The organism is Lactobacillus helsingborgensis, from assembly GCF_000970855.1.
Lineage (GTDB): Bacteria > Bacillota > Bacilli > Lactobacillales > Lactobacillaceae > Lactobacillus > Lactobacillus helsingborgensis.
Map to the genome: position 1 here is coordinate 330,631 of NZ_KQ034046.1, position 23,898 is coordinate 354,528.

The window sequence follows — 23,898 nt, forward strand, 5'->3', positions numbered from 1 at the left end:
ATATTTAGCAAGAGTAGAAAAATGGTTGTATTTACAGAGCGACAGCAGAAAATTTTGTTAAAGTTAATTAATAATAAAAATGGCCTGTCTTTAGCTGAATTGGAACAACAACTTGGTATTAGCCAGAGAACGTTATACAGAGAATTTGCAGATTTAAGACCAAGTTTACGGCAAGAAGGAGCAGTACTGACCAGCAAAAATAGTATTTATCAAGTTGAGGGTAGTGCTGCAACATTAAATAATATTGAAATAAGCTTGGCGGGGCAGAAAAATACACTTTATTTAGCTACTCCTTCAAGACAGAATGCGGTAATTTGCATCTTACTATTAAGCACTGCCGAAATGAAGATTAATAATTTAGCATTAACTCTGGAAGTGAGTCAGGGCACAATTCAAAGGGATTTAGACGCAGTGGCTAAATCACTCAAGGCGTATGGCTTGTCACTAGTACGTAAAAAAGGCGTCGGAATTTTAATTAGTGGTTCCGAAGAAATCCGCAGATATCTTTTTTGCAGAATAGTTTTGCAAGAAATAAATGAATATCAATTTTTACAAGGATTAGCAAATAACGAAATAACGGGTAATTTATTTGCCGTTCTTATTCCTACTGATCTCTTATTAGAATGTTATCAAACTCTAGCAGATTGTGTTTTGCCTCAACTTACAGGAATTTATGACAGACAGACCATCTCTTTAGTTTTAATGTTTTCTTTATCGTTATACCGTTTTAAGAATGGTTGCGTTTTAACTAATACAGTAGACAATAATATAAAGCCTAAATATGTCAAACTTGTAAAAGATTTTTTAACAAGACTAAAATATCATGATCTTGGCCACAAGTTAACCGAGAATGAAATCAACTTTCTGGCACTGCAATTGCAAAATAGTGATCGGATAAAAACTCCTAGTAATATTGATGACATGGATTTATCACTTTCACTTCAAGTTAAGGAGTTCGTATCGTTGGTATCTACTGCCTATGGTTGGGATTTTACACGTAATCCAGATTTTTCTGAAAAAATTACCCTTCATATAAAAAGCCTGTTGCAGAAATCACAGCCTGTGTTGCCTGAGAATAGTTTAGAGTCAATTACATATTTAACCGAAAAGTACCAAAAGCTAATCACTGTTATTAGTGAAAAATGGGCTGAAGTATTTACAAATAAAAAGCTTCATCAGTACGAAAAGCAACTATTGCTTTTGTATTTTGCCAATGAAATTGAAAACCATAAATATCGTCAAGGCCTAAGTGCCCTGGTAATTTGCGAAAATGGTTTTTCAACATCACAAATCTTAAAGAGTCGATTGCAACAGGAAATTCCAGAACTCACTCAAATTGATACGACTAAAATAACTAAGTTAAATCAAATTGAACTGGCCAATTATGATATTATTTTGACCACAGTTGATTTGCCCGGGTTTGCTAGAGATTATCTGGTTGTCAGTCCCTTGCTCTTAAACGATGAGGCGCAAAAAATAAGAAATTACTTGCAGACATACCAATATCAGAATGCTAATTTTAAGCAGGATAATAGTCAGCAGGCTTTGAAACAGCTGCAAGAAAGAAAAAAGGAACTTGACCTTTATCTTGATTTAATTGATAATGTGCAACTTTTTACGTATCAAAATAATGAAGAACAAACTCTTAAAGAGGTCATTAAAGGCGTTATAGATTTACTGCCTTCAGCTATAATTATTGATTCGCAGCAGGTGGCGCAAAAATTATTTAAGCGTATTAACCAGTCTCCCGTGGGTATTCCCCATAGCAGTTTAGCTCTTGTTCACGCCAGTAGTTCGGCTGTCAGAAAGGCTTACGTTGCTGTGTGCCAGCTGCAGACAGTGGTGAAAATGAAGGCAATGGATTATGACGAGGTCAGAGTAAAAAGATTTCTGCTACTTTTAGCACCAAGCAAAAGCAATAAGGTTGAAACTAAAGCATTGGGCACGGTCAGCAGTACGCTGGTAATGAATAATGATAGTGTCAGTTTATTTGAAAAAGGTGATACCAGTGACTTAAAAGAGTTTTTAGCAGAAAATTTTTGGACTTTATTAGAGCAAAAAGATTAAAGAAAATTTCAAACACCCTTTTTCCAGGGTGCTTTTTATATTAAAAAAATCAAGCTTTAAGAAAGTATTGCTAACTTGCAAGTAGTTTCCTCTGTGCTTGATTTTTGAAAATTTTATTTTAGAAGGGAATTTAGATGTCCGGCATATTATTTAAAATCCACTGTTCTGCTTCGTGGGACCAGATGCCGTTGTGCTTTTTGAGAATCTTACCTAACTCTGAATCAGGGTCTACTTTAGCTAACTCTATCCGATCAAATTTCTTGTGGGTATAAATCAGCTTTTTGCCACCACCAATTTCAGGTTGTGACAAGGTGGTTTCAGCAGCAGCGTTTAGACCTAAGACATGAGTAATGACTTTGGCCACGTCCAATTTGTGCTCGGCAATTAATTTAGCTGCTTTAGCTTCGTTTTCTGCATTACCACCCGAAGTACCAACAACGTGGGTAAAGTTGTAGTGGATATCATAGAAGTTGAGGTCAGCAGAAAATGATTTATCGACTGGTCCAGCGAACTGGTTAAGGCAGGCATCGGTATTCATTAAACGCCCAGCCATTTCAGCCAGTGGCTTGACACTAATCATTAAGAACAAGTCATCGTATTTTTCGTTATTTACTTTGGCATTCAATAATTTCTCTTGTTCGTCAATTGACAAGCCCTTAGTATTGACGAAATGAACTTCGACTTCGTCTGACGGGTAGAGTTCCTTAGCCCTATCTAATTTTGCCTGATCAATATCGGTTACAACTAGTCGTTTAGGTTTGGTATCAGCGTGAAGTGCATAATCAATAGCCAGCAGCCCCATAGGTCCGGTTCCGCCCACAATTAACATGTTGCCGCCTGCTTTAATTCCCATTTTGTGGTTGTAAGTATGGGGAATGAGGTGGTATTGGGCGTCAAACGCAGCAATGACGCAGCTGACCGGCTCACATAAAGAACCTTCATAATAAGAATCGCCCTTAAATGGAATGAGGCAGCCTAATTCCATCACTTCATTCGGAATAATGATGTAAGTCGCATCACCGCCAATATAAGGATATGAATAGCCCGGGACAAATGGTGTGTCGTCTCTAGCTAAATTTGGTTGCACAACGAAGTCTTCATTTTCGTGAAACTGATCTTGCCACTTAGAACCAACTTTTAAAATTTTGCCTGAAAATTCGTGTCCCACCATAATGGGATGATCTTTTAAATTATTAGGCGTCTTTTTGTGATCCTCACCCTCTTTGGCTAATTTCCAAGAAGACATGCACATTGAATCGGACATAACTTCAGCCAGGATCTCATTGTCTTTTATTTCAGGTAATGAGACCTCATCAATTTTCATATTGTCTTTGCCGTATAATCGTAAAGCTTTGCTTAAAACCATTTTTAATCTCCTTAATGCTAAAAAACAGAAAGCGCTAACTTCACAAATGATACTAATAAATATTTACTGCAATTGCAATATGATTTAGCTTTATTGCACAAATGTGATTTAACTACATAAATCACGAATACCCAACGCGGTAATATCCGTGGTAATTAGAACATCTAAAATATGGGCGTTGAGAGCACCTAAAATTGATTTTATTTTATTTTTGCCACATGCGATTCCTATAACGGTTGGGACTTTTTTCAGCTCGTCCAGGTTCATGCTAATAATATGATATTTGGATGAACTGATAATTTTACCATTCTCAGAAAAGGGGCGGGAAAGAATATCGCCTACGGCATTAGTTTCACTGAAAATGGTGGCGAAACTAGAATTTTTATAAAATTCCTGCCACTGTTCCATATCAATTATTAAATTACTACCAATACCGACAATGGCATAGTCAAGATTTTGCCAGAGGTTAAAAATAAGCTGATTATTAGGGTTAGACATTAATTCATCTTGTAAACTCTGAGAACTGACTATCGCAGGACAATTGAGTGTTTCGCTTTTTGCGTTTAGTTTTTCACTCAAAAGGTAAGCCAAACGATTCGACTGATAATCATTCTTGAGTCTCCCTGCTGGTCCACCAACTAAAGGGACAACCACGATACCGTGCTTTTCGCTTTTAGCTGGCATGGCCTGAAAGGCATGCGCTAATGTCCTGCCCCAAGAAATACCCACAATTGAATTGCTGCTAATTGTGCTTGCGAGATAATTGGCCGCAAAATTGCCCAGAGTTTTTAAATTTAAATCATTAATATTTTCAGGCACAATTAGAGCCTCTTTTAAATTGAATTTTTTCACAAGGAAGTCTTGCAGGTCGGTAAAATCTTGCGAACCTGAAGTAACTGTTATTTTTACCAGCCCGAGCTTTCTAGCTTCTTTTAACATTCTGCTGATTTGGCTTCTATGAATATGGACTTTTTTTGCAATTTCTTCTTGTGTAAGACCATTTATATAATAAAGCTTTGAAACTGAAATGAGTTGGTTTATTAAATTTTCTTCCATAGTATATTGACCTTTTTAATTTAACAATAAAATTTAAAATACATCTTTATTATAAATCACATTTGTGAAAATTACCACAATATTATTGAATGTTACCCCATTAGTTGCTATATTTTTAGTTAAGATAGCGCTAACAAAAATACTAAATTTATTATTCACATTTGTTAAAAGGAGATAATAATATGGAAAATTGGATTGATTTGGCTAAGAAAACATACATTGTAACTGGTGGTTCTTCGGGAATTGGCGATGCAATTGTGAAAGAATTACTAGCAAACGGTGCCAATGTTGTTGATGCAGATTTAAATCCATCCCAAATCAATGATAATCATTTGCTTTACGTAAAATGTGACGTCACTTCACCTGAAGATGTTACTAATGTTATTAATCAAACTAAAACTAAATTTGGTCAGACTGATGGCTTAGTAAATAATGCCGGCATCAATTTACCAAGATTACTGGTTGACGAAAAAGAGCCTGAAAGCAAATATGAAATGCACCTAAATGACTTTAAAAAGATGTTTGCTGTAAATGTGCAAAGCGTTTACTTGTTATCCCAAGCCGTTGCCCGTGAACTAGTGCAAAAGCAAAAGGGCGTAATTGTGAACATGTCATCAGAGGCTGGTCTAGAAGGCTCCCAGGGACAAAGCATTTATTCTGCAACCAAGGGCGCAATTAATGGCTTTACCAGATCATGGGCAAAGGAATTAGGCAGATTTAATGTGCGTGTCGTTGGTGTTGCACCGGGCATTTTAGAGGCAACTGGTTTGCGGACACCTGCTTATGAAGAAGCTCTGGCATATACCAGAAATATCACTGTTGAACAGTTAAGAAAAGGTTATTCAAGTACTTCAACCACTCCCCTTGGCAGAAGTGGCAAATTGTCAGAAGTAGCAGATTTAGTGAGCTACCTTTTGTCTGACAGAGCCAGTTATATTACTGGGGTCACAATTAATGTTGCAGGTGGAAAATCAAGGGGTTAAAGATGAAAGTTATTTTAATTGGTCATGGTAAAACAGGTGTTGCTTTTAAAGAAGCTGTGGAAATGATCTTTGGCAAAGCCGAAAATTTGATAGCTTTAACATTTGCTCCAGGAGAAGGGCTTGAAGATGTTTGTAACAAAATTATCACTGCCAGCTCAGGCATTCCCAGTGAACAAATCTTAATCGTAACAGATCTATATTCTGGCACACCATATAATGCCGCGGCCAGTTTGGTTTTAAAGGGAAAAGCAAAAGACGTAATAGCAGGGATGTCGCTGCCAATTTTATTAGAAATTGTAACTAAGATGAATAGCACCTCAATTACAGATATAGTTAAAGGAATTTTGCAGGATTCTGGCACCTTTACCACAGCTTTAAGTGCAGAAATGCAAAAACAAGAAGAGGAGGATGATTTTTAATGATTATCAAATTTGCTAGAATTGATGACCGGTTAATACATGGTCAAGTTGCTACTGTATGGGCTAAGTTAGCTAATGCACAAAGAATAATTGTGGTCAGTAAAGAAGTATTTAACGATAAAATTCGCAAGGTTTTAGTCAAACAGGCTGCTCCGGCAGGGATGAAAGTTAATGTAGTTGATGTGCCCAAAGCAATAGCCGTTTTTAACAACCCTAAATATCAAAATGATACAGTTTTCTATTTGTTTACCAATCCTACAGAAGTACTGGAGTTGGTAAAGGGCGGAATTCCGTTGAAGTCAATCAATATTGGTGGTTTAAGTTATGCCGAAGGTAAAAAGCAAATAACAAAAGCAGTATCTGTGACCCCAGAAGACGTACAGGCCTTTAAAGAGCTGGATAAATTAGGTGTAAATTTAGATTTACGAGTTTTAGCTGATGATCCTAAAAAGGATATTCTTAAACTAATTAGTTAAAAGTCTGTGGTCTGATTAAATAGGAGAATAAATATGACAACATTTCAAATTATTTTAGTTTTCTTGTGGTCATCTATTGTAGGCTGTGGAAGTGTTTTGGACGAATTTCAAACTCATCGTCCTTTAATTGCATGTTCCGTGATGGGTCTTATTTTAGGCGATCCTGTTAAAGGCATTATTTTAGGTGGGACACTGGAACTCATTGCTTTAGGTTGGATGAATGTCGGTGCAGCACAATCACCCGATTCGGCTTTAGCCAGCACTGTTTCCACTATTCTAGTAATTATTGGTCATCAAAGCATTACTAAAGGGATTGCTATAGCCCTTCCTGTAGCTGCTGCTGGACAAGTATTAACAGTTATCGTTCGTACGTGTACTGTCTTCTTTCAACATGCTTCGGACAGAGAAGTTGAAAAGGCCAACTTTAGAGCTATTGAATGGCTCCACTTTTCTGCTTTGATCTTCCAAGCATTGAGAGTGTCAATTCCGACTACTCTAGTTGCAGCCTTTGTAAATCCGACAATGGTTCAAAATGCTTTGAATTCTTTACCAGATGTCGTTACCGGTGGTTTGGCTGTCGCAGGCGGCTTTATCGTAACTGTTGGTTATGCGATGATTTTAAACATGATGTATGTGAAGTATTTAATGCCATTCTTTTACTTGGGCTTTGTTTTAAGCGGTTATTTAAAGCTTAGTTTACTTGCCTTTGGTGCAGTGGGTTTGATATTAGCACTAATCTACGTTCAATTAGACCCGCAATTTTCACAAAAGACAGTCCCAGCGAATTCTGCAGCCGCAGATCCTGATACTGAATTAGCCGAAGATGAATTGGAAGACTAAATTTGGAGATTTATTATGGTAGAGAAGAAAATCAAAAATCAATTAACTAAAAAAGATATTTTTCAAACTTTTATCTTTGAAAATTTTCAACAGGCATCATATAACTACGAAAGAATTCATGCTTTAGCGTTTTGTGTTGACATGATTCCCACAATTAGAAGGGTATATAAGAAAAAAGAAGATCAAGTTGCCGCTTTGAAAAGGCACAACACATTCTTTAATGTTACACCCGCATTTTCTGGTCCTGTTATAGGCTTGACCAGTGCTTTGGAACAAGCTAAGGCCCAAGGAGAAGATATTGACGTTGGAACTATTAACAGTTTGAAAGTTGGTTTAATGGGTCCACTTTGTGGGGTCGGCGACCCGGTGATGTGGGGAACATTAAGACCTATATTAGCTGCTTTGGGCGCTACTTTGGCATTACAAGGCTCTTGGCTGGGACCTGTTCTATTTTTTGTTGTCTTTAACATCGTTCGTTTAGGAATTAAATGGTACGGCTTAAAACTTGGCTTGAATGAAGGTATGTCGTTAGTTCAAGAACTTTCGGGAAACTTTTTAAAGAAATTGACTGAAGGTGCAACTGTTCTGGGATTGTTTATCATGGGAGTGCTAGTCAACAAATGGACGACAATTAATGTCCCACTCGTAGTTTCAAAAACTACCCTTAATGGCAAAACCACCATTACCACTGTGCAGAATATTCTCGATCAATTATGTCCGGGTTTACTTTCTTTAGGATTAACTCTGTTGATGATGTATTTACTGAAAAAGAGAGTGAGTCCAATTATACTAATCTTTATTCTGTTTGGAGTAGGAATACTGGGATACGGAATTGGTGTTTTAAAATAGAAAATGGTGACCAAAATGGGTATAGACAATTATATTACTCTTGCAGTCGGCTTTCTGCTTTTTATTACAGGTTTTATTACTAAAAAAAGAACGGGCGTTTATGATTGGCTGTACATAATTTTGGGCTTTGTTATCATTTGTATAGGCATTCTAAGAGCCTTTGGGTTGATAAACCTTAATTAGATTTTTAGTCATGTTTTTTACAAAGTTTAGCTTATTGATAATTGTCTTAATGCTCAGGAAATAAAATTCCTGGGCTTTTTTGTTGTCTGATTTTTGCTTTTAACCGAAAATTGCAATTTTCGACTTAAACATTTCAACTACTAATTTAGAAACTGCAATCTATTTAAATTTGCATACACAAAATAAAATTAATGTAATTGGGGGGAGGATGATTGATACGTATTCCAGTAGTATGATTACTGCCAGAAATTTACGTGATTATGTTTTTGACATTTCTTTTATGTCATGTAGAGGATTTAGTCTGGAGTACGGTGTTACTGATAAGGTTGAATCTGAGTCTAGCCCAAAGCATACTTTAATTGATTTACTATCTATACTTTCCCAACATTTCAATATAAATTGTTGGTTGTTTATCTTTTCTACATCAATATAATTAAAACAACTTAAATTGAAAGAAGAGAAATTCATGACTGGAAAAAATGCTAATTTAATTTTTGGAACTCTTTTGACTGGAACAATTGTTACATCGTTTCTTCAAACTTCTTTAACAACGGCCTTACCACAAATTATGCATGAGTTATCATTGACCGCACTAACTGCCCAGTGGTTAACCAGCGCTTTTAGTTTAGCTATGGCTGTAATGATTCCTATATCAGCATATTTGATTAAAAACTTTACTACTAGGCAAATATTTTTATCGTCAATGCTATTATTTGCTTTCGGCACATTACTTTGTTGTTGGGGGAACAATTTTCCTATTATACTAATAGGTCGTATATTTCAAGCTTTGGGTAGCGGCATTATTTTACCATTAACTCAAGTAGTAATTATGATTCTTTATCCGGTTAATAAACAGGGAATGGTCATGGGGATATTGGGATTGGCATCAGGAGCAGCACCTGTGATAGCACCAACTTTAACAGGCTTCCTTATTGAAATATGGGGTTGGCGTAGTGTTTTCTTTATTTCAGCAACTATATCACTTTTTATTATAATTTTAGCAATCTTTAGCGTTGAAAATGTTTCACCAGTTGCAAAAAATCATCTAGATTACTTTTCTCTATTATTAAGTACTGGTGGCTTGAGCAGTATGTTGATAGGACTAAGCAATATTACTACTAGATTATTTACAAGCTTAATCTTGATGGTTATTGGAACAGTATTAATAATTATTTTTTGTAAAAGACAGTTACAAGATGATGAACCATTACTAAATCTAAGAATTTTTAAGAATTCAAATTTTCGTTTGGCTGTATTAATCAGTATGCTTCTTTATGCAATAATGATGGGTAGTTCAACTATTTACCCTATTTTAATTCAAACTGTAATGAAAAAATCAGCCCTTATTTCAGCATTTATAATGTTGCCCGGATCGTTAGCTATGGCTATAATTAATCCTTTTACAGGGATGTTTTATGACAGATTTGGAATAATTAAATTGACAATTTCAGGAAGCTTGTTATTAGTAATTAGTTGCTTGGGAGTAACATTTATCAATTCTCCAAAAGAAATAATTTTGTTAGGAGTTTTTTATCTTCTCCGTTTATTAGGGGTTGGCTGCTTGATGATGCCAATCGTAACTTGGGGAATGCAAAGTTTGCCTAAAAATGAAGCAGCAAATGGTACAGCTCTTCTAACTTGTTTAAGAACATTAAGCGGTGCTATAGGAACTTCTTTATTTATGGAAGCCATGACTAGCGCAACCCACTTTATTGATACCAAAGTGACGGCAAATTATATAGGAATTCAATTCACATTCGGTATGATGTCATTTTTGGCTTTAGTTCAATTATTTATTAGCATATATAAATTCAAAAAGCTTTAACAAAAAGATTTTTATATGTCATAATTATTTCTATGAATAAAAAAAGAAATCGCACTGTATCACGTAAAAAAATTCAAAATGCCGTCGTAGAACTTTTAAAAAATAGTAACTTAGAAAATTTAAAAGTCACTGAAATTTGTCAAAAGGCACAAATTAACAGGTCAACTTTTTATGATAATTACACAGATATTTATGATATGGCAGACAAATTAAGAAAATATCTTGTTGATGAATACGCATTAACGCAAAAGAATTCTAAAAAACCATGTTTTTCAAAATTATTACAACATGTTAAAGACAACCAAGATTTATATCGTTTATTTTTTAAACTTAATTTACAAAATGGTATTGCTGAAAAGTTTATAGATAGTCATGAAGAAAAAAATCATTATGATGAAGTATTTTTTCGCAATGGTATAGTGGCTATAATTACCGAGTGGCTAAAAAATAATTGTTCAGAACCAATAGATAACGTTGTTAAAGTAATTGATGCACATCAAAATTGTTTGCAGAATAATAGTAATAAATATTAAGATCTACCTAAGAAAAAATAAAAAACAATCTGAATTGCAGATTGTTTTTCTGTTTTAAGCCAGTAAAATAGCATCGTCTTCAAGTTCAGAACCAACGTGCTTTTGGAACAATTCCATTAACTTAGGCACAGTTAAGTTTTGCTTATCTTCCCCGGCTAAGTCAATGGCAACACGCCCTTGGTGCAACATAATCAAACGATTGCCATAGCGGATTGCATCTTCCATGTTATGGGTAACCATAAATGCTGTCAAATGCTGTTCAGAAATCAACTTTTCAGTTAATTGCATGACCGTTATTGAAGTTTGTGGATCAAGAGCCGCAGTATGCTCATCCAGTAAAATCAAATCTGGTCTTTGCAAAGTAGCCATTAAGAGTGTAATTGCTTGTCTTTGACCACCGGAAAGAAGTCCAATTTCAGTTTCCAAACGATTTTCCAGATTTAAGTTAAGTTGTGCAAGCTGTTTTTTGAAAAACTTTCTATCCTGTTTTTTAACTCCAGGACGAAAGCCCCGCCGTTGACCTCTTTTCATTGCCAAGGCTAGATTTTCTTCGACGGTCAGTCTTACTGCAGTCCCCATTTTAGGATCTTGGAAGACGCGACTGATATTTTGGGCACGTTTAGTTACAGGCAATTTGGTAATGTCGTTGCCATTTAAAATTATTTGACCTTCTTGAATTGGCAGCGTTCCGGCAATGCTGTTAAGCAGCGTAGATTTTCCAGCACCGTTACTACCAATAATAGTTACAAAATCGCCTGCTTCTAAATTAAGATCAATTCCGCGCAGTACCCGATTTTCGTTTACGGTTCCGCGCTCAAATGTTTGATGTAAGTTTTTAATTTTTAGTACTTCCGGCATCTTTTTTTCCTCCTTTTAGATTGTGTGGTAAATGGAAATTAGGTAATGTTAAACAGACCACTAGAACTAAGGCTGAAGCTAATTTGGCATCAGACGGTTCAACGTTCATTTGGAATACCAGAGCTAAAATTAAGCGGTAAATAATCGCGCCTACAACTAATGTAAGTAAACGACCGCCAATTGGCAGATTCCTGATAAGTACTTCTGCGATAATGATAGAAGCTAATCCAATAACCAAAGTACCTACACCAGAGTTTAAATCGGCAAAGCCGTTATTTTGTGCTAACAGTCCGCCGGATAGGGCAATGCAGCCGTTAGAAATCATGTAACCTAAAATTTTCATTCCCTGAGTTTTGATGCCGTTGGCAGCACTCATTTGAGGGTTATCACCAGTGGCTCTCATAGCCAAGCCTATTTCTGTTTTGAAGAAAACGACTAATAAGAAGATCACTAAAAGTGCTATTATCAGTCCCATTGCGATCACAGCATTATTACGACTTAACCCCCAGTTTTGCGCTATGGTAAAAACCGTGTCTTTGCCAAGTAGTGAAACATTAGCAGCATTCTGCATTACTCTGGAAGTAATTGAATATAATCCAGTCATAGTGATAATTCCTGCTAACAAAGAAGGTATACGCAATTTTGTGTTCAAAATGCCCGTAACCAAACCGGCAATTAAGCCGCCAATAAATGCAGCGCCAGTTGCTAAGATAGGATTAATTCCCTTAATTATGCACATGGTGGCAATGGCTCCTCCTAAGGGAAAACTACCTTCTGCTGTCATATCGGCTAAGTCTAAAATACGAAAAGTTAGGTAGACCCCAATTGCCATCAACGACCAGAGTAGTCCCTGTGAAGTAGACGATAGTAATAACTCCCAAAATGTATTCAACATATTCTTTATTCACGCTGCCTTTCCTAATTATTTAGGTGCTTTAATCGAATTAGGGTTAATGCCAAGGGCTTTAGCCATCTTTTTATTAACAACTAATTTTAGATCTGTAGCTTTTTCAACTGGCATATCTTTAGGTTTTGCCTTACCAGATAAAATTTTGGCAGCCATTTTGCCAGTTTGTTTACCAAGAGCTTCATAATCAATTCCGATAGAAGCCAAACCACCAGTTTTTACTTGATCAGTTGAACCGGCAACTAAAGGAATTTTCTTTTCTTTGACTACTTTACCAATAATTGAAGAAGCAGAAGCAAATGTGTTGTCTGTTGGTACGTAAATGCCTTGGACTTTACCAGCTAAAGTTTCTGTTACTTGTTGAACATCGTTAGTGGTATTAGCAGTCTTAACTACCACTTTAACTCCAGCTTTTTTAAGTGACTTAATGGCTAAATCTGCTTGAATTTTTGAATTGGCTTCACCAGCATTGTACATAATCCCGATTGTTTTGGCTTTAGGCACAATTGATAAGAGCAGCCTGATTTGCTTATCAATTGAAACCATGTCGGTTGTACCAGTAACATTACGCCCCGGCTTAGCATCTGAATTAACCAGTTTAGCCGCCTTTAGGTCGGTTACAGCAGTAACCACGATGGGGATATCCTGCGTAGCGTTGGCCACACTTTGTGCTGCTGGTGTGGCAATACCCAATATTAAATCTGATTTTTCATTAACTAGTTTTTCACTCATACTCTTTAAATTGTCTTGACTGTTTTGGGCATTTTGGTAATCAATCTTGAGATTTTTACCTTCAACGTAACCTTCTTCTTTTAAGCCTTCCTTAAAACCTTTGTTGGCTTCATCTAAAGACGGGTGCTGCACCACTTGCAAAATTCCCACGTGTTTAACAGTGGAAGTGCTGCCGGTTTTTTTGCTGCTGCAACCTCCTAGCAGCAATAACCCGGCTAAAGTTATTCCCATGACTAATTTTTTGATCCGCATTTTCTTTTCCTCCATCTAACTATCAGTAACATAAAAACACCCACTTATTCCTAAGTGGGTGTACAAGTTATTATTTTGATTAATAATCATTTGTGATTAACCACTTAGAAAGCTATGTGGCTAACCGCAACTAAAGGACTCTAGCCATCATAGATAAATTCAAAACTTGAATCTGGTTTGAATTCATCTTGATGAACCCAAACCCTATCTAAAATAGCTAAAGTAATAACGATTATTCAGTTGTGAGACGTGTTTAATATAATATTTCATTAAGATCAACCTCCAACCTTAATGAGAAGATTATAAAAAATAAAGAAGAAAATGTCAAGAAATAATAAAGTATTATTTTAAAAATTGTGTTTAATTATATTTTTCCTTAAATTAAAAGACCGCTTCTGTGCGGTCTTTTAAACGTCTTACAAAAAATTATTTAGGAGCTTTAATTGACTTGGGATCAATTCCCAGTGCCTTGGCCATGCTCTTGTTTACCACTAATTTCATATCATGTGCTTTTTCGACTGGCATATTCGCTGGTTTAGCCTTACCAGATAAAATCTTGGCAGCCATTTTGCCAGTTTGTTCTCCTAGTAATTCGTAATCAATTCCAATTGAGGCCAAGCCACCAGTTCTAACTTGGTCAACTGAACTTGCTACTAAAGGAACTTTCTTTTCTTTAACTACTTTGCCAACTACTGAAGCTGCTGAATCAAAGGTATTATCAGTAGGAACGAAAATGCCATCAACTTTTGAAGCCAGAGTTTCTGTTACTTGTTGGACATCGTTAGTCGTATTTGCTGTTTTAATTAAAACTTTCACTCCCGCCTTTTTCAATGCAGCTGTTGCTAAGTCAGCCTGAATTTTGGAGTTTGATTCACCAGCGTTGTACATGATACCGATAGTTTTAGCCTTCGGAACAATTGACAGGAGCAGTTTGATCTGGCGTTTAATTGATACCATATCTGTTGTTCCCGTAATATTCCTGCCCGGTTTCTCATCTGAATTAACGAGTTTGGCTGCTTTTAAATCAGTAACTGCGGTAACAACAGTAGGAATTTTTTGCGTAGCATTAGCCACACTCTGAGCAGCTGGTGTTGCAATACCTAAAATCAAATCGGACTTTTCGTTGACTAGTTTTTCACTCATACTCTTTAAATTATCTTGATTATTTTGCGCATTCTGGTAATCAATTTTGAGATTTTTGCCTTCAACGAAGCCTTCTTCTTTTAATCCTTTTTTAAAACCTTTGTATGCCTTGTCTAATGACGGGTGCTGCACTACTTGCAACACACCGACATGTTTAACTTCAGTGGTGGATTTGTCTGCTTTTTTACTGCTGCAACCGCCTAACGTCATTAATCCTACAATTGTAATTCCTGCAACTAATTTTCTCAAATGCATCTTGTGCCTCCATAAAAAATACCCACTTACTTCTAAGCGGGTACACAGGAATTAAATTACCAAAATGATTGGATGTGGTTAGCCACTTAGAAAGCTATGTGGCTAACCATACTAAAAGAGCCTAGCCATCATAGATAAATTCAAACTTGAGTTTCGTTTGAATTCATCTAGATGAACCCAAACGCTTATCTATAGTAGCTAAGGTAATAACGATTATTTAGCTGTTTACTAAAAGTAATCATTAAAACTTACCTCCAACTTCGATAATCGCATTATAAAAAAATAAAAAATTAAAGTCAAGTATTAATTTTACTTTTATTTAGTTTAAAAATAAAATCTTGTTGGATATTGGGACAAAAACGCTCTATTGATATAAGTAGTAAAATTTTGCAGTTGGCTTTACAAAACCCGCTATAGAAGCATCTTTTAGCACTTCTCTGACAGTAGCTTCAGCTATGGTTAAAACAATTTTACTTTATGACCTGCTGTTAAAATTAATTAGTAAGCGCTCTTTTTAATCGTTATAATACAGATAATAAAAACATGGGGGAAATAAACATGAAGGCAGCTAAAGAAAGAGTGCTAAAGCAAATAGATGAATTACCGGATAACGTGACAATTGCGACAAGCGAACTAGCTGAGAAACTAAATTTATCCAGATCAGTAGTTAGTCACTATTTAAATCAATTGCTTAAAGACAAGAAAGTACAAAAAATTACTCAAAGACCAGTTAGGTGGGCTAAAATTTCTGCTGCCAATTTTTCTGATCAAGCAGCTTTTAAGAACGTGATTGGAAATAGTGGCTCGCTTAAAAAGGCAATCGCACAAATTAGTGCGGCAGCAGCTTATCCACCTGCTGGGTTGAACGTCTTAATTACCGGTAAGTCAGGCGTAGGAAAAAGCTTTTTGGCCAGTAAATTATACTCGTATTCTAAGGAAATAGGCGTGATTGGCAAAAAGGCTCCGTATATCGTTTTAAACTGTGCCAATTATGCCAATAATCCTGAACTTGTGTCCAGTATGCTCTTTGGCTATGTTCAAGGAGCTTTTACCGGGGCAGACACGGATAAAGAGGGATTATTAAAAGAGGCGGATGGCGGCTATTTGTTTTTAGATGAAGTACACAGGCTCAGTAGTGAAAATCAGGAAAAACTCTTTAGCTTTATTGATTCTGGCGAATTTTACAAAATGGGTGATAATGCTCACGCTTGTAAAGCAAATGTCAGGTTGATTATGGCAACAACCGAAAAGCCGGAAGCTGTTTTGTTGCCCACATTTTTGAGACGCATTCCCGTCCGCATAAAATTACCGGATTATATTGAGCGTCCAATTGATGAACGGCTGCAACTAATTAATTCTCTGTTTTTGCATGAAGCTCATAAGATAAATAAAAAGATTGTAATTGATCAAAAGGTAGTTTCAGCACTTTTACAGCTAAAGCATACTGGTAATATCGGCTATTTGAAAAATATTGTGAAAGTTTCTTGTGCCACAGCCTATCATGACAGCAGTAGTGCGGAAACAATCACCTTAAAACTAAAAGACTTGGATTTGGCTTCTTTGCCGCATTTTAAAGATTATGGTGCCTTGACAGTTGATCCTAATGAAAAAAACCGGTACACACCACGTATCAGTTTAACCGCGAAACTATTAGAAATAACTTCTGCTTTACAAGAACTCAGCACGGATTTTACCAATACCAATTTAAATGCCTGTCGTTTACAGATTCAGGCGCTTAATAAATTTATTACGCAAGGGATGCTGGCATCAGGATTGCATGTGCAACACAATTATCTTTTTAAAAAAATCATCACCAACCAGTACGGCTTGAACAAAACGGACTATTTGGAACCGGTCATGTATGTTCTGTATGAGCGTCATTTTAAACCCAACTGCGACAAAGAAAAGCTCACAGAAGTTATAACTACTCATTTACCAAGATCGCTGCATGTTGCCAGTAAATTTTATGAAAAATTATCCGTTCTTGATGAGGAAAGTCAAACCAGTTTAGCGTTAATTTTAGCATTACTTTTAAGTGATCACGTGGATGAAAATATTCAGCTGCGCGGATTAATGGTGGCACATGGAGAAAGCACGGCAACCAGCATTCAGGCTGTGGTAAATTCTCTATGTGGCAATTATGTTTTTGATGCGATTGATATGCCTATTGATGCCGACATTGCGACAATTATTAATGAAGCTAATAAGTTGATCAGCAGTTTTAATACCACTAATGGCTTCATATTAATGGTTGATATGGGATCGCTGAGCCAACTCTATAGTCAAATCAGTGCACAATTAGATGGTGATTTATTAGTCGTCAATAATTTGACGACTTTAACTGCTTTAGATTTAGCACTCAAAATGAAGCAGAATTTACCTTTTAAACAAATTGCAGAAAAGGCCGATAAAGACTATGACATTGGTGTCAAATATTACGAAGGCTTTTCTCAGTCAATGAACATCTTAGTCTCGTGTATTTCCGGGTTGGGTATAGCTGAGAAAATTAGTGATATCATTCGGGACTATTTACCTGCCAGCATAAAGGTGATCCCCTTAGGCTATAATTCACTAAAAGAAAAAATTGCCGGCAAAAAATGGTCCTACTTTGACCGAACTTTATTTGTGCTGACTACTATTGATTTAACGGAAAAAGTTAAATTTAACCACATGAATCTGTATGACATACTGGATTCCAGTGGTGAAAATAAGTTGAAAAAATGGCTTTCTCCTTATCTGACCCCAAAGCAGATGGAGAACTTCAACAACCAATTACTGCGGTTCTTTTCTAAAGAGGGTATTTCTGAACGTTTAAGTTTTTTAAATCCCGATGTAGTTTTAAGTGAAGTGGAAACCATTAATAAAAAATACGAGGACTTTTATAATTTAAGGTTAGATGGCAAGGTTAAATTAAACTTATACATGCACATTGCCCTGATGATTGAACGTTCAATGATGCACAACACGACTGAAGTCGAAGTTGAACCCAAGTCAGACAAAGAAAAAGGCTTTTTTAAAATTACCAAGAGTATTTTTCAGCCTATTGAAATCAAATACAACATTAAGGTTTCTAGTTATGAAATGTCATTGTTGTACGAGTTGTTTAAACAGTTTATTTAAAAGTGTTTAATAATGCAAAAAGAAGTATTTAGATTTTAAACACTTCTTTTTTTGTTGCCTTCATTTCGGGCTTTACATTACTTGGCACGTCTTTTGCTAAAGAGTTAGTGATGATTGATTTAGGAAAAGGAGTGACAAGATGACAGACATATTAATTGCCAGTCACGGACATTTTGCCAGCGGCTTAAAAAGTTCCATTGATATTTTAACGGGAATGGCAAAAAAGATTCAGGTGATTGATGCGTATGTTGATAAATCTGATTATACGAAGCAAATTACGGATTTTATTCAAAACGCTAAACGTCCAGCCGTCATTTTTACTGATTTAAAGGGAGGTAGTGTAAATCAGAAGGTTGTTTTAAAGGCGGCCCAAGAAAAAGACATTTTTATTGTTACTCAAACCAACCTTGCAGTTGTATTGGCAGTCTTTTTAGACAATGAAAAGCTTACGAAACAACATTTGCAGGATTTAATTAATCAAAGCCAAGTTGAACTGTTTCAACTTAATGATGGTGATGAGTCGAGCACTCAAGAAGATGAATTTTTTGGATAAGGAGAAATAAAATGATTGCACAACTTAGAGTAGATGACCGTTTAATTCACGGTCAAGTTGCATTAGTTTGGACCAAAGAACTGAATACACCAGGAATTATTGTAGCTAACGATAATGCCGCTAATAATCAAATGGTCCAGATGACGCTAAAAATGGCAACGCCAACGGGTAAAAAACTGCTAATTAGAACAGTTGATGATGCTATTAAAGTTTTTAACAATCCTAAGGGCGCCAATATGAGAATTTTTGCTCTGACCAATAGCGTTAAAGATGCACTGAAAATTGCCCAAAACGTTAAGGATATTGAAGGAATAAACGTTGCTAACGTTGGTCGCTTTGCCAAAGATGCCAATGATGCGGTTCAGCTTTCTTCAACCTTAATGCTGTCGCAAGATGAATTGAAGTCTTTAAAAGAACTGGCTAGTTTAGATATTCCTGTCTTTAACCAAGTGGTGCCAAGTAACGCCAAGACACCAATTAAAACCTTATTGAAAAACAAATAATGACTTAACTTTGAAGGAGGTAAATTATGTTACAAACAGCCTTTCTGGCAGCCCTCTGTGTTTTTATCTGCTTAGGCGGAAACTGGCTCTGGGGTCAAACAATGATTGAGCGACCATTAGTGGTTGGTACAATTATGGGCTTAATTATGGGAGATATGAGAACCGGTATCTTAATCGGAGCATCTCTTGAAGCTATTTTCATGGGCGCCGTTGATATTGGTGGTGCGCTCTCGGCTGAGCCTGTTACTGCTACAGTATTGGCAACTACTTTTGCAATTACTTTAGGGGTTAACACGAAAGCAGCCTTGGCTTTAGCTGTGCCCATCGGAGTTTTTGCGGCATTTATCTTAATGTTTATGAAGAACGTAGTGATGAATATTTTTGCGCCGCTGGTTGATAAAGTAGCTAGTGATGATAATTCTAAGGGCTTAACCAGACTTCATTTTGGGATGTGGTTTTTGAATTATTTTATCTTTTCATTAGTTACATTCTTCGCAGTTTTAGCCGGTGCTCGTCCGGTGCAACAATTAGTTGCGAAAATTCCTGCCAACTTAATGGCTGGTTTGGCAGCAACTGGTGGATTGCTTCCTGCTGTTGGTTTTGCTATCTTGATGAGAATGTTATGGAGTAAGCAACTTTCACCATACTACTTTTTAGGTTTTATCTTAGCTGCATATATGAATTTGCCATCAGTCGCTGTGGCTGCAGTCGGCATCATTATTGTTGTTATTCAATGGATCCGTGATAAGCAAATCATGGACATTGAAAATAAGCAAAAAGAAATGGTAGCTATGCCACATAATGAAAATCAGACCAAGAGTACTGAAACAGCTGCTGAACAAGAAGAGGAGGACTTTTTCTCATGAAATTAACTAAAGATGTATCACCGACAGACAAGAAAATAATTAATCGAATTTTTTGGCGTTCATTCACAGTTTTTGCCAGCCGGGTAGGAGCAACTAAAGCCCATGCCCCTGGTTTCATGTATTCAATCATGCCCGCTCTTGATGAATACTATAAAAATGACAAAGAGGGTCACCGTAAAGCAATGATGCGCCATACAACTTGGTACAATATTACGCAAAATGTGGGTACTTTTGTAATGGGACTAGTTGCTTCAATGGAGAAAAAGACTGCCCAAGACCCTAATTTTGACCCTGAAACCACGGTTGCGATCAAAACTTCCTTAATGGGGCCATTATCTGGTATCGGCGATTCAATTTTCTGGGGAGTATTGAGAGTTATCGCTGCCGGTGTTGGTATTAGTCTGGCCAGTCAGGGCTCTATCTTGGGACCACTTCTTTTCTTAATAATTTATAATGTACCGTCAATTTTAACGAGGTATTACTTAACTTACATGGGCTTCACTTTGGGTGACACTTTTATTCAAAATATGTATGAAAGTGGCAGTATGAAGTTACTGAATAAGGCTGCTTCAACTTTAGGATTAATGATGATCGGCTGTATGACGGCGACAATGGTGCAATTTAAGTCTAAGTTAAGTATTCCGATTACTGGCGGCAAGCCAATTTTAATTCAGACATACCTTGACCAATTGTGGAAAGGATTAGTACCTTTACTGGTTACTCTTGGCTGCTACTGGCTTTTATCTAAAAAGGTTAATGTTAACTGGATTTTATTAGGAGTACTTGTTTTAGCAATTATTTTAGGATTAATTGGAGTGGTTTAATTGGATATAGCCGTGACACTGCCGGAAATTATTGCTAGATTAGCTTTATCTATCGTAATTGCAAGTGTTATTGGTTTTGATCGAGAACATAAAAATAGGCCAGCAGGAATAAAAACCCACGTTTTAGTTTGTGTTGGTGCTTGTATAATCGCTTTAATTCAAAAAAAGATTGGTTTTGATGCTCTGCAGATAGCAAACGCACAGCCTAAAATGGCAGGTGTTGTCAGGGCAGATGAAGCCCGTTTAATTGCGCAGGTTGTTTCGGGAATAGGATTTTTGGGAGCAGGAACTATTTTGGTTCAGCACCGGACGATCTTAGGACTGACTACCGCGGCCAGTTTATGGGCAGTTGCTGGAATAGGATTGGCTTTAGGTATGGGTGATTATGCAATTGGAGTAGTAGGAGCAATAGCAGTAATTATAGTTTTGGTTTTTTCAAAAAGATTGATCCACATTCATCCAATGAAAAAGCTGGAGATAAAATATAAGCACAAAGTAGAAACAAAAGAATTTATCAACGATTATTTTAAGAAACATAATATTACTGTTGTCAACGTAAATTTTAAAGTCACGCAAAACTTAAATGATATAACCTATGTTAATATATATGATATAGAAACCCCACGTTCTATTGATTATGCAAATATAATTGAAGATCTGTCTATGAATAAGAATGTCATGGAAATTCAATTAGTAAGTATTTAGGTTCATTAAGGAGAAAAGCCGATGACACGATTGCAAAAAATGGTATTGAAACCAAAAGAGCAGTTAGTGTCACGGCTTTTTTTGTCGCCCAAGTTAAGGCAGAATCTGACGGTTCTTTCATATAGCACCCATGATTTAATTAAGGCGATGAAAGAATTAAGTGCCAGCGATCCCTTTGTTTTTTTACGTGAACCGCAAGGTGACGCGATGCAAAATCTGGAATGGTTACGTGCACCTGAGGGAGAAAATCTAGTGGACCATTTGCTGATGCAGGTTGATTTGAGTGATTGGCATGACTGGGAAAAACGTGCGGTCAAAATGTTGATCTATCATTTGGATGAAGATGGTTATTTAAGGGTGAGCTTGACTAAAATTATTGAGCGTAGTGAGTTTTCGCTTGAAAACTTAACTAGAGCGAAGAAATTGCTTCAAAGTCTTGATCCATGCGGCATTGGCGCTGCCGACCTAAATGAATGTCTCTTGCTTCAAGCGCTGCACAAACCTCACTTTAATCCTGTTGCCCTTGAAATTTTGCTCAATAAACAGTTAGAAATATTAGCTGATCCAGATCAATGGCATAATTCTGTATTTTCAGAGACGGAATTAACTGCGGCATTAGCTAGTATTCAGACTTTAGATCCTACTCCGGCAAGTGATTATGTGACGGGGGAAAATACGCAGTATTTACTTCCTGACCTTATTTATAAAGTAAATGACGGACACTTAATGATTGAGAATTTACAAAGTCAGATACCGGAAATGGTTTTTGATGAGCAAGCCTTTAATGAATTAAAAGAGCAGGCAGATGAAAATAAATATTTTTCCCAGCAAAAACAGCGTTATGAGGAAATGAAGAATGCAATTGCGGAACGGCAGAAGACTATTATGCGGCTGGGTGAATTTGTTGGTCAGTTTCAGTATGAATTTTTGACAACAATGCACAAAAAAGAATTAAAACCGCTGGGCTTAAAAGAAACCGCACAGGCGTTGAACCTAGCACCAAGTACGATTAGCAGGGCTATCAAGGATAAATACATCCAGTGTCAAAATAAAATTTTTAGTTTTAAAATGCTATTTCCGCGGGAAGTCACTACCGATTTATCACAAGCCCGCGTAGAATATGACTTGTGCAAAATTATTAGAAAAGAGAATACCCGTGCGCCACTTAGTGACCAGCAGTTAGTGGAAATTTTTGCTAAACATGATGTCTTTTTAAGTAGGCGCGTCATAGCGAAGTACCGTAACAAGCTCAAGATACCCAACAGTTATGCCAGAAGAGCAAAATAAATAAAAGGGTCTGGGGAAAAACTCTAACCTAACAAAAAGGCTGACAAATAACGTCAATAAAACGTTGATTTGTCGGCCTTTTTAAATTGTGAAATTTTTTAATTTAACTTCAAAGAGCACTTTTTCCCAGACTCTTTGTTTTAGCTAAAAGTGTTTATGGCAAATCATTACCAGCAGCTAAATAAATGTCATACCATTCTTGAGCTGTAAGGGAGATATCCGCCCCCTTGGCGCTGTCAATAATATGGGCTGGCGTCATTGTTCCGATAATAACTTGGGTATTTGCCGGGTGGCGTAAAATCCAGGCAGCGGCTACCGCATTTTTCGAAACACCTTTTTGATCAGCTACTTTTTGCAAAGCTTCGTTAACTTCCGGAAACTTCGGGTTGCCAATAAAGTTGCCTTCGATTTGACCATACTGGAAAGGTGACCATGCCTGAACAGTCATGTTGTGTAAACGTGAATAATCTAGCACGCCGCGGTCATGATCAATGCTGCGCTCATCTGTCATATTGGTGTGAATGTTGAAATCGATTGGACCGGTGTGCATGACGCTAAGTTGCAACTGGTTAATTAACAGTCTTTGACTGACTCCACTTTGCAATAAGTCTACTTGCATCGGGTTAAAGTTTGATACACCAAAGTGTCTTACTTTGCCGTCTCTTTGTAATTCATCAAAAGCAGCAGCAATTTCTGCAGGATCCATTAAGGCATCAGGTCTGTGGAGTAGCAGACTGTCCAAATAATCAATTTTCATGCGGGAAAGAATGCCGTCGACTGCTTTAATCAAGTACTTTTTAGAAAAATCGTATCTTGTCGTCTTGTAATCTAATTTAGGATTTTCATAAATGCCAGTTTTAGACTGAATATAAAAATCTTCTCTGCTTAATGATGACTTTTGGAATGCTGCACCAAAAACTTCTTCAGATTTGCCATGACCATAAATGTCTGCCGAATCAATATAGTTAATTCCTGCTTGATGGGCAGTTTCTAATGTGACTGCTGCATCATCAACGCTCAATTTATTCATGCGCATAATTCCTAGAGCTATTGCTGAAGTAGTAAAGTTTGTATTGCCAATTTTTATTTGTCTCATAATGTACCTCCTTTTCTTAGTATACGCTTTCTTAGCGTAAAAAATTTAAAATAACTGAGTTTTAATTCATATTTAAGTTGGCAACTGGACTTTTCTTTTGCCTATATTTTATTTGCGATTTACGCCAAAAATTTGTTTAAAATAAAACTAAAAAATAATTTTGCTGAAAAATATAAAAATATTAATTATAGTATTTGACA

General features: G+C 36.5%; 23 protein-coding genes. 16 read left to right on the forward strand and 7 right to left on the reverse strand.

All coding sequences use genetic code 11. The features are described 5' to 3' along the window. The first annotated feature begins 21 nt into the window (after positions 1-21). On the forward strand, positions 22-2,067 hold the full coding sequence (locus tag JF73_RS01540; RefSeq protein ID WP_046326708.1) for a BglG family transcription antiterminator: 2,046 nt from the start codon (positions 22-24) through the stop codon (positions 2,065-2,067). A gap of 130 nt (positions 2,068-2,197) precedes the next feature. On the opposite strand, the gene JF73_RS01545 is transcribed toward JF73_RS01540, so the two are convergent. After that, complete coding sequence (locus JF73_RS01545) at positions 2,198-3,433, reverse strand: MDR/zinc-dependent alcohol dehydrogenase-like family protein (protein WP_046326709.1); 1,236 nt, start codon at positions 3,431-3,433, stop codon at positions 2,198-2,200. Between the two features lie 108 nt (positions 3,434-3,541). Beyond that, positions 3,542-4,489: a sugar-binding transcriptional regulator gene (locus JF73_RS01550; protein ID WP_046326710.1), complete on the reverse strand. Its 948-nt coding sequence runs from the start codon at positions 4,487-4,489 to the stop codon at positions 3,542-3,544. A 182-nt stretch (positions 4,490-4,671) separates the two neighbouring features. On the opposite strand from JF73_RS01550, the gene JF73_RS01555 reads away from it, so the two are divergent. The 8 genes from JF73_RS01555 (at position 4,672) to JF73_RS01585 (ending at position 10,597) form a co-directional block, all read left to right on the forward strand. Beyond that, positions 4,672-5,472, forward strand: coding sequence for an SDR family oxidoreductase (locus JF73_RS01555; RefSeq protein WP_046326711.1), 801 nt, complete (start codon positions 4,672-4,674; stop codon positions 5,470-5,472). Between the two features lie 2 nt (positions 5,473-5,474). Further along, positions 5,475-5,891: a PTS sugar transporter subunit IIA gene (locus JF73_RS01560; RefSeq protein WP_046326712.1), complete on the forward strand. Its 417-nt coding sequence runs from the start codon at positions 5,475-5,477 to the stop codon at positions 5,889-5,891. Further along, the gene (locus JF73_RS01565; RefSeq protein ID WP_046326713.1) at positions 5,891-6,367 is read left to right on the forward strand and encodes a PTS sugar transporter subunit IIB; all 477 of its coding nucleotides are present in this window, start codon (positions 5,891-5,893) and stop codon (positions 6,365-6,367) included. Before JF73_RS01560 ends, JF73_RS01565 begins: the two co-directional genes overlap by 1 nt. A 33-nt stretch (positions 6,368-6,400) precedes the next feature. Further along, entirely contained in the window at positions 6,401-7,207 is an 807-nt protein-coding gene (locus JF73_RS01570) for a PTS mannose/fructose/sorbose transporter subunit IIC (RefSeq protein WP_071196424.1), read from the forward strand. 15 nt (positions 7,208-7,222) lie between these two features. Next, a complete protein-coding gene (locus JF73_RS01575) occupies positions 7,223-8,056 on the forward strand; it encodes a PTS system mannose/fructose/sorbose family transporter subunit IID (RefSeq protein WP_046326715.1) in 834 nt (277 codons plus the stop codon). Between the two features lie 313 nt (positions 8,057-8,369). Continuing rightward, a complete protein-coding gene (locus tag JF73_RS09945; protein WP_371212565.1) occupies positions 8,370-8,672 on the forward strand; it encodes a sugar phosphate isomerase family in 303 nt (100 codons plus the stop codon). 33 nt (positions 8,673-8,705) lie between these two features. After that, the gene (locus JF73_RS01580) at positions 8,706-10,064 is read left to right on the forward strand and encodes a DHA2 family efflux MFS transporter permease subunit (protein WP_046326716.1); all 1,359 of its coding nucleotides are present in this window, start codon (positions 8,706-8,708) and stop codon (positions 10,062-10,064) included. A 32-nt stretch (positions 10,065-10,096) separates the two neighbouring features. Next, on the forward strand, positions 10,097-10,597 hold the full coding sequence (locus JF73_RS01585; protein WP_046326717.1) for a TetR/AcrR family transcriptional regulator: 501 nt from the start codon (positions 10,097-10,099) through the stop codon (positions 10,595-10,597). A 54-nt stretch (positions 10,598-10,651) separates the two neighbouring features. Here the strand turns inward: JF73_RS01585 and JF73_RS01590 are convergent, their stop codons facing one another. From JF73_RS01590 to JF73_RS01605, 4 genes are all read right to left on the reverse strand, one after another. Continuing rightward, the gene (locus JF73_RS01590; protein ID WP_046326718.1) at positions 10,652-11,455 is read right to left on the reverse strand and encodes an ABC transporter ATP-binding protein; all 804 of its coding nucleotides are present in this window, start codon (positions 11,453-11,455) and stop codon (positions 10,652-10,654) included. Then, positions 11,433-12,350: an ABC transporter permease gene (locus JF73_RS01595; RefSeq protein WP_046326719.1), complete on the reverse strand. Its 918-nt coding sequence runs from the start codon at positions 12,348-12,350 to the stop codon at positions 11,433-11,435. The genes JF73_RS01590 and JF73_RS01595 overlap by 23 nt, the downstream gene beginning before the upstream one ends. A 27-nt stretch (positions 12,351-12,377) precedes the next feature. Then, on the reverse strand, positions 12,378-13,346 hold the full coding sequence (locus JF73_RS01600; RefSeq protein ID WP_370448306.1) for an ABC transporter substrate-binding protein: 969 nt from the start codon (positions 13,344-13,346) through the stop codon (positions 12,378-12,380). A 426-nt stretch (positions 13,347-13,772) separates the two neighbouring features. Then, positions 13,773-14,699 (reverse strand): ABC transporter substrate binding protein, encoded by a 927-nt coding sequence (locus JF73_RS01605; protein WP_371212566.1) that lies wholly within the window; start codon positions 14,697-14,699, stop codon positions 13,773-13,775. A gap of 603 nt (positions 14,700-15,302) precedes the next feature. On the opposite strand from JF73_RS01605, the gene JF73_RS01610 reads away from it, so the two are divergent. From JF73_RS01610 to rpoN, 7 genes are all read left to right on the forward strand, one after another. Next, entirely contained in the window at positions 15,303-17,864 is a 2,562-nt protein-coding gene (locus JF73_RS01610) for a sigma 54-interacting transcriptional regulator (protein ID WP_046326721.1), read from the forward strand. Between the two features lie 139 nt (positions 17,865-18,003). Next, complete coding sequence (locus tag JF73_RS01615) at positions 18,004-18,417, forward strand: PTS sugar transporter subunit IIA (RefSeq protein WP_046326722.1); 414 nt, start codon at positions 18,004-18,006, stop codon at positions 18,415-18,417. Between the two features lie 11 nt (positions 18,418-18,428). Further along, positions 18,429-18,920 (forward strand): PTS sugar transporter subunit IIB, encoded by a 492-nt coding sequence (locus tag JF73_RS01620; RefSeq protein ID WP_046326723.1) that lies wholly within the window; start codon positions 18,429-18,431, stop codon positions 18,918-18,920. Between the two features lie 26 nt (positions 18,921-18,946). Further along, positions 18,947-19,786 carry a PTS mannose/fructose/sorbose/N-acetylgalactosamine transporter subunit IIC gene (locus tag JF73_RS01625; protein WP_038521255.1) on the forward strand — a complete coding sequence of 280 codons (840 nt, stop codon included), beginning with the start codon at positions 18,947-18,949 and terminating at the stop codon, positions 19,784-19,786. Further along, a complete protein-coding gene (locus JF73_RS01630; RefSeq protein WP_038521258.1) occupies positions 19,783-20,610 on the forward strand; it encodes a PTS system mannose/fructose/sorbose family transporter subunit IID in 828 nt (275 codons plus the stop codon). The genes JF73_RS01625 and JF73_RS01630 overlap by 4 nt, the downstream gene beginning before the upstream one ends. Continuing rightward, positions 20,611-21,315, forward strand: coding sequence for an MgtC/SapB family protein (locus JF73_RS01635; protein ID WP_046326724.1), 705 nt, complete (start codon positions 20,611-20,613; stop codon positions 21,313-21,315). It begins immediately after the preceding gene. A 21-nt stretch (positions 21,316-21,336) separates the two neighbouring features. Further along, positions 21,337-22,602 carry an RNA polymerase factor sigma-54 gene (gene rpoN, locus JF73_RS01640; RefSeq protein WP_046326725.1) on the forward strand — a complete coding sequence of 422 codons (1,266 nt, stop codon included), beginning with the start codon at positions 21,337-21,339 and terminating at the stop codon, positions 22,600-22,602. 154 nt (positions 22,603-22,756) lie between these two features. Here the strand turns inward: rpoN and JF73_RS01645 are convergent, their stop codons facing one another. Next, positions 22,757-23,698: an aldo/keto reductase gene (locus tag JF73_RS01645; RefSeq protein WP_046326726.1), complete on the reverse strand. Its 942-nt coding sequence runs from the start codon at positions 23,696-23,698 to the stop codon at positions 22,757-22,759. Between the last annotated feature and the right edge of the window lie 200 nt (positions 23,699-23,898).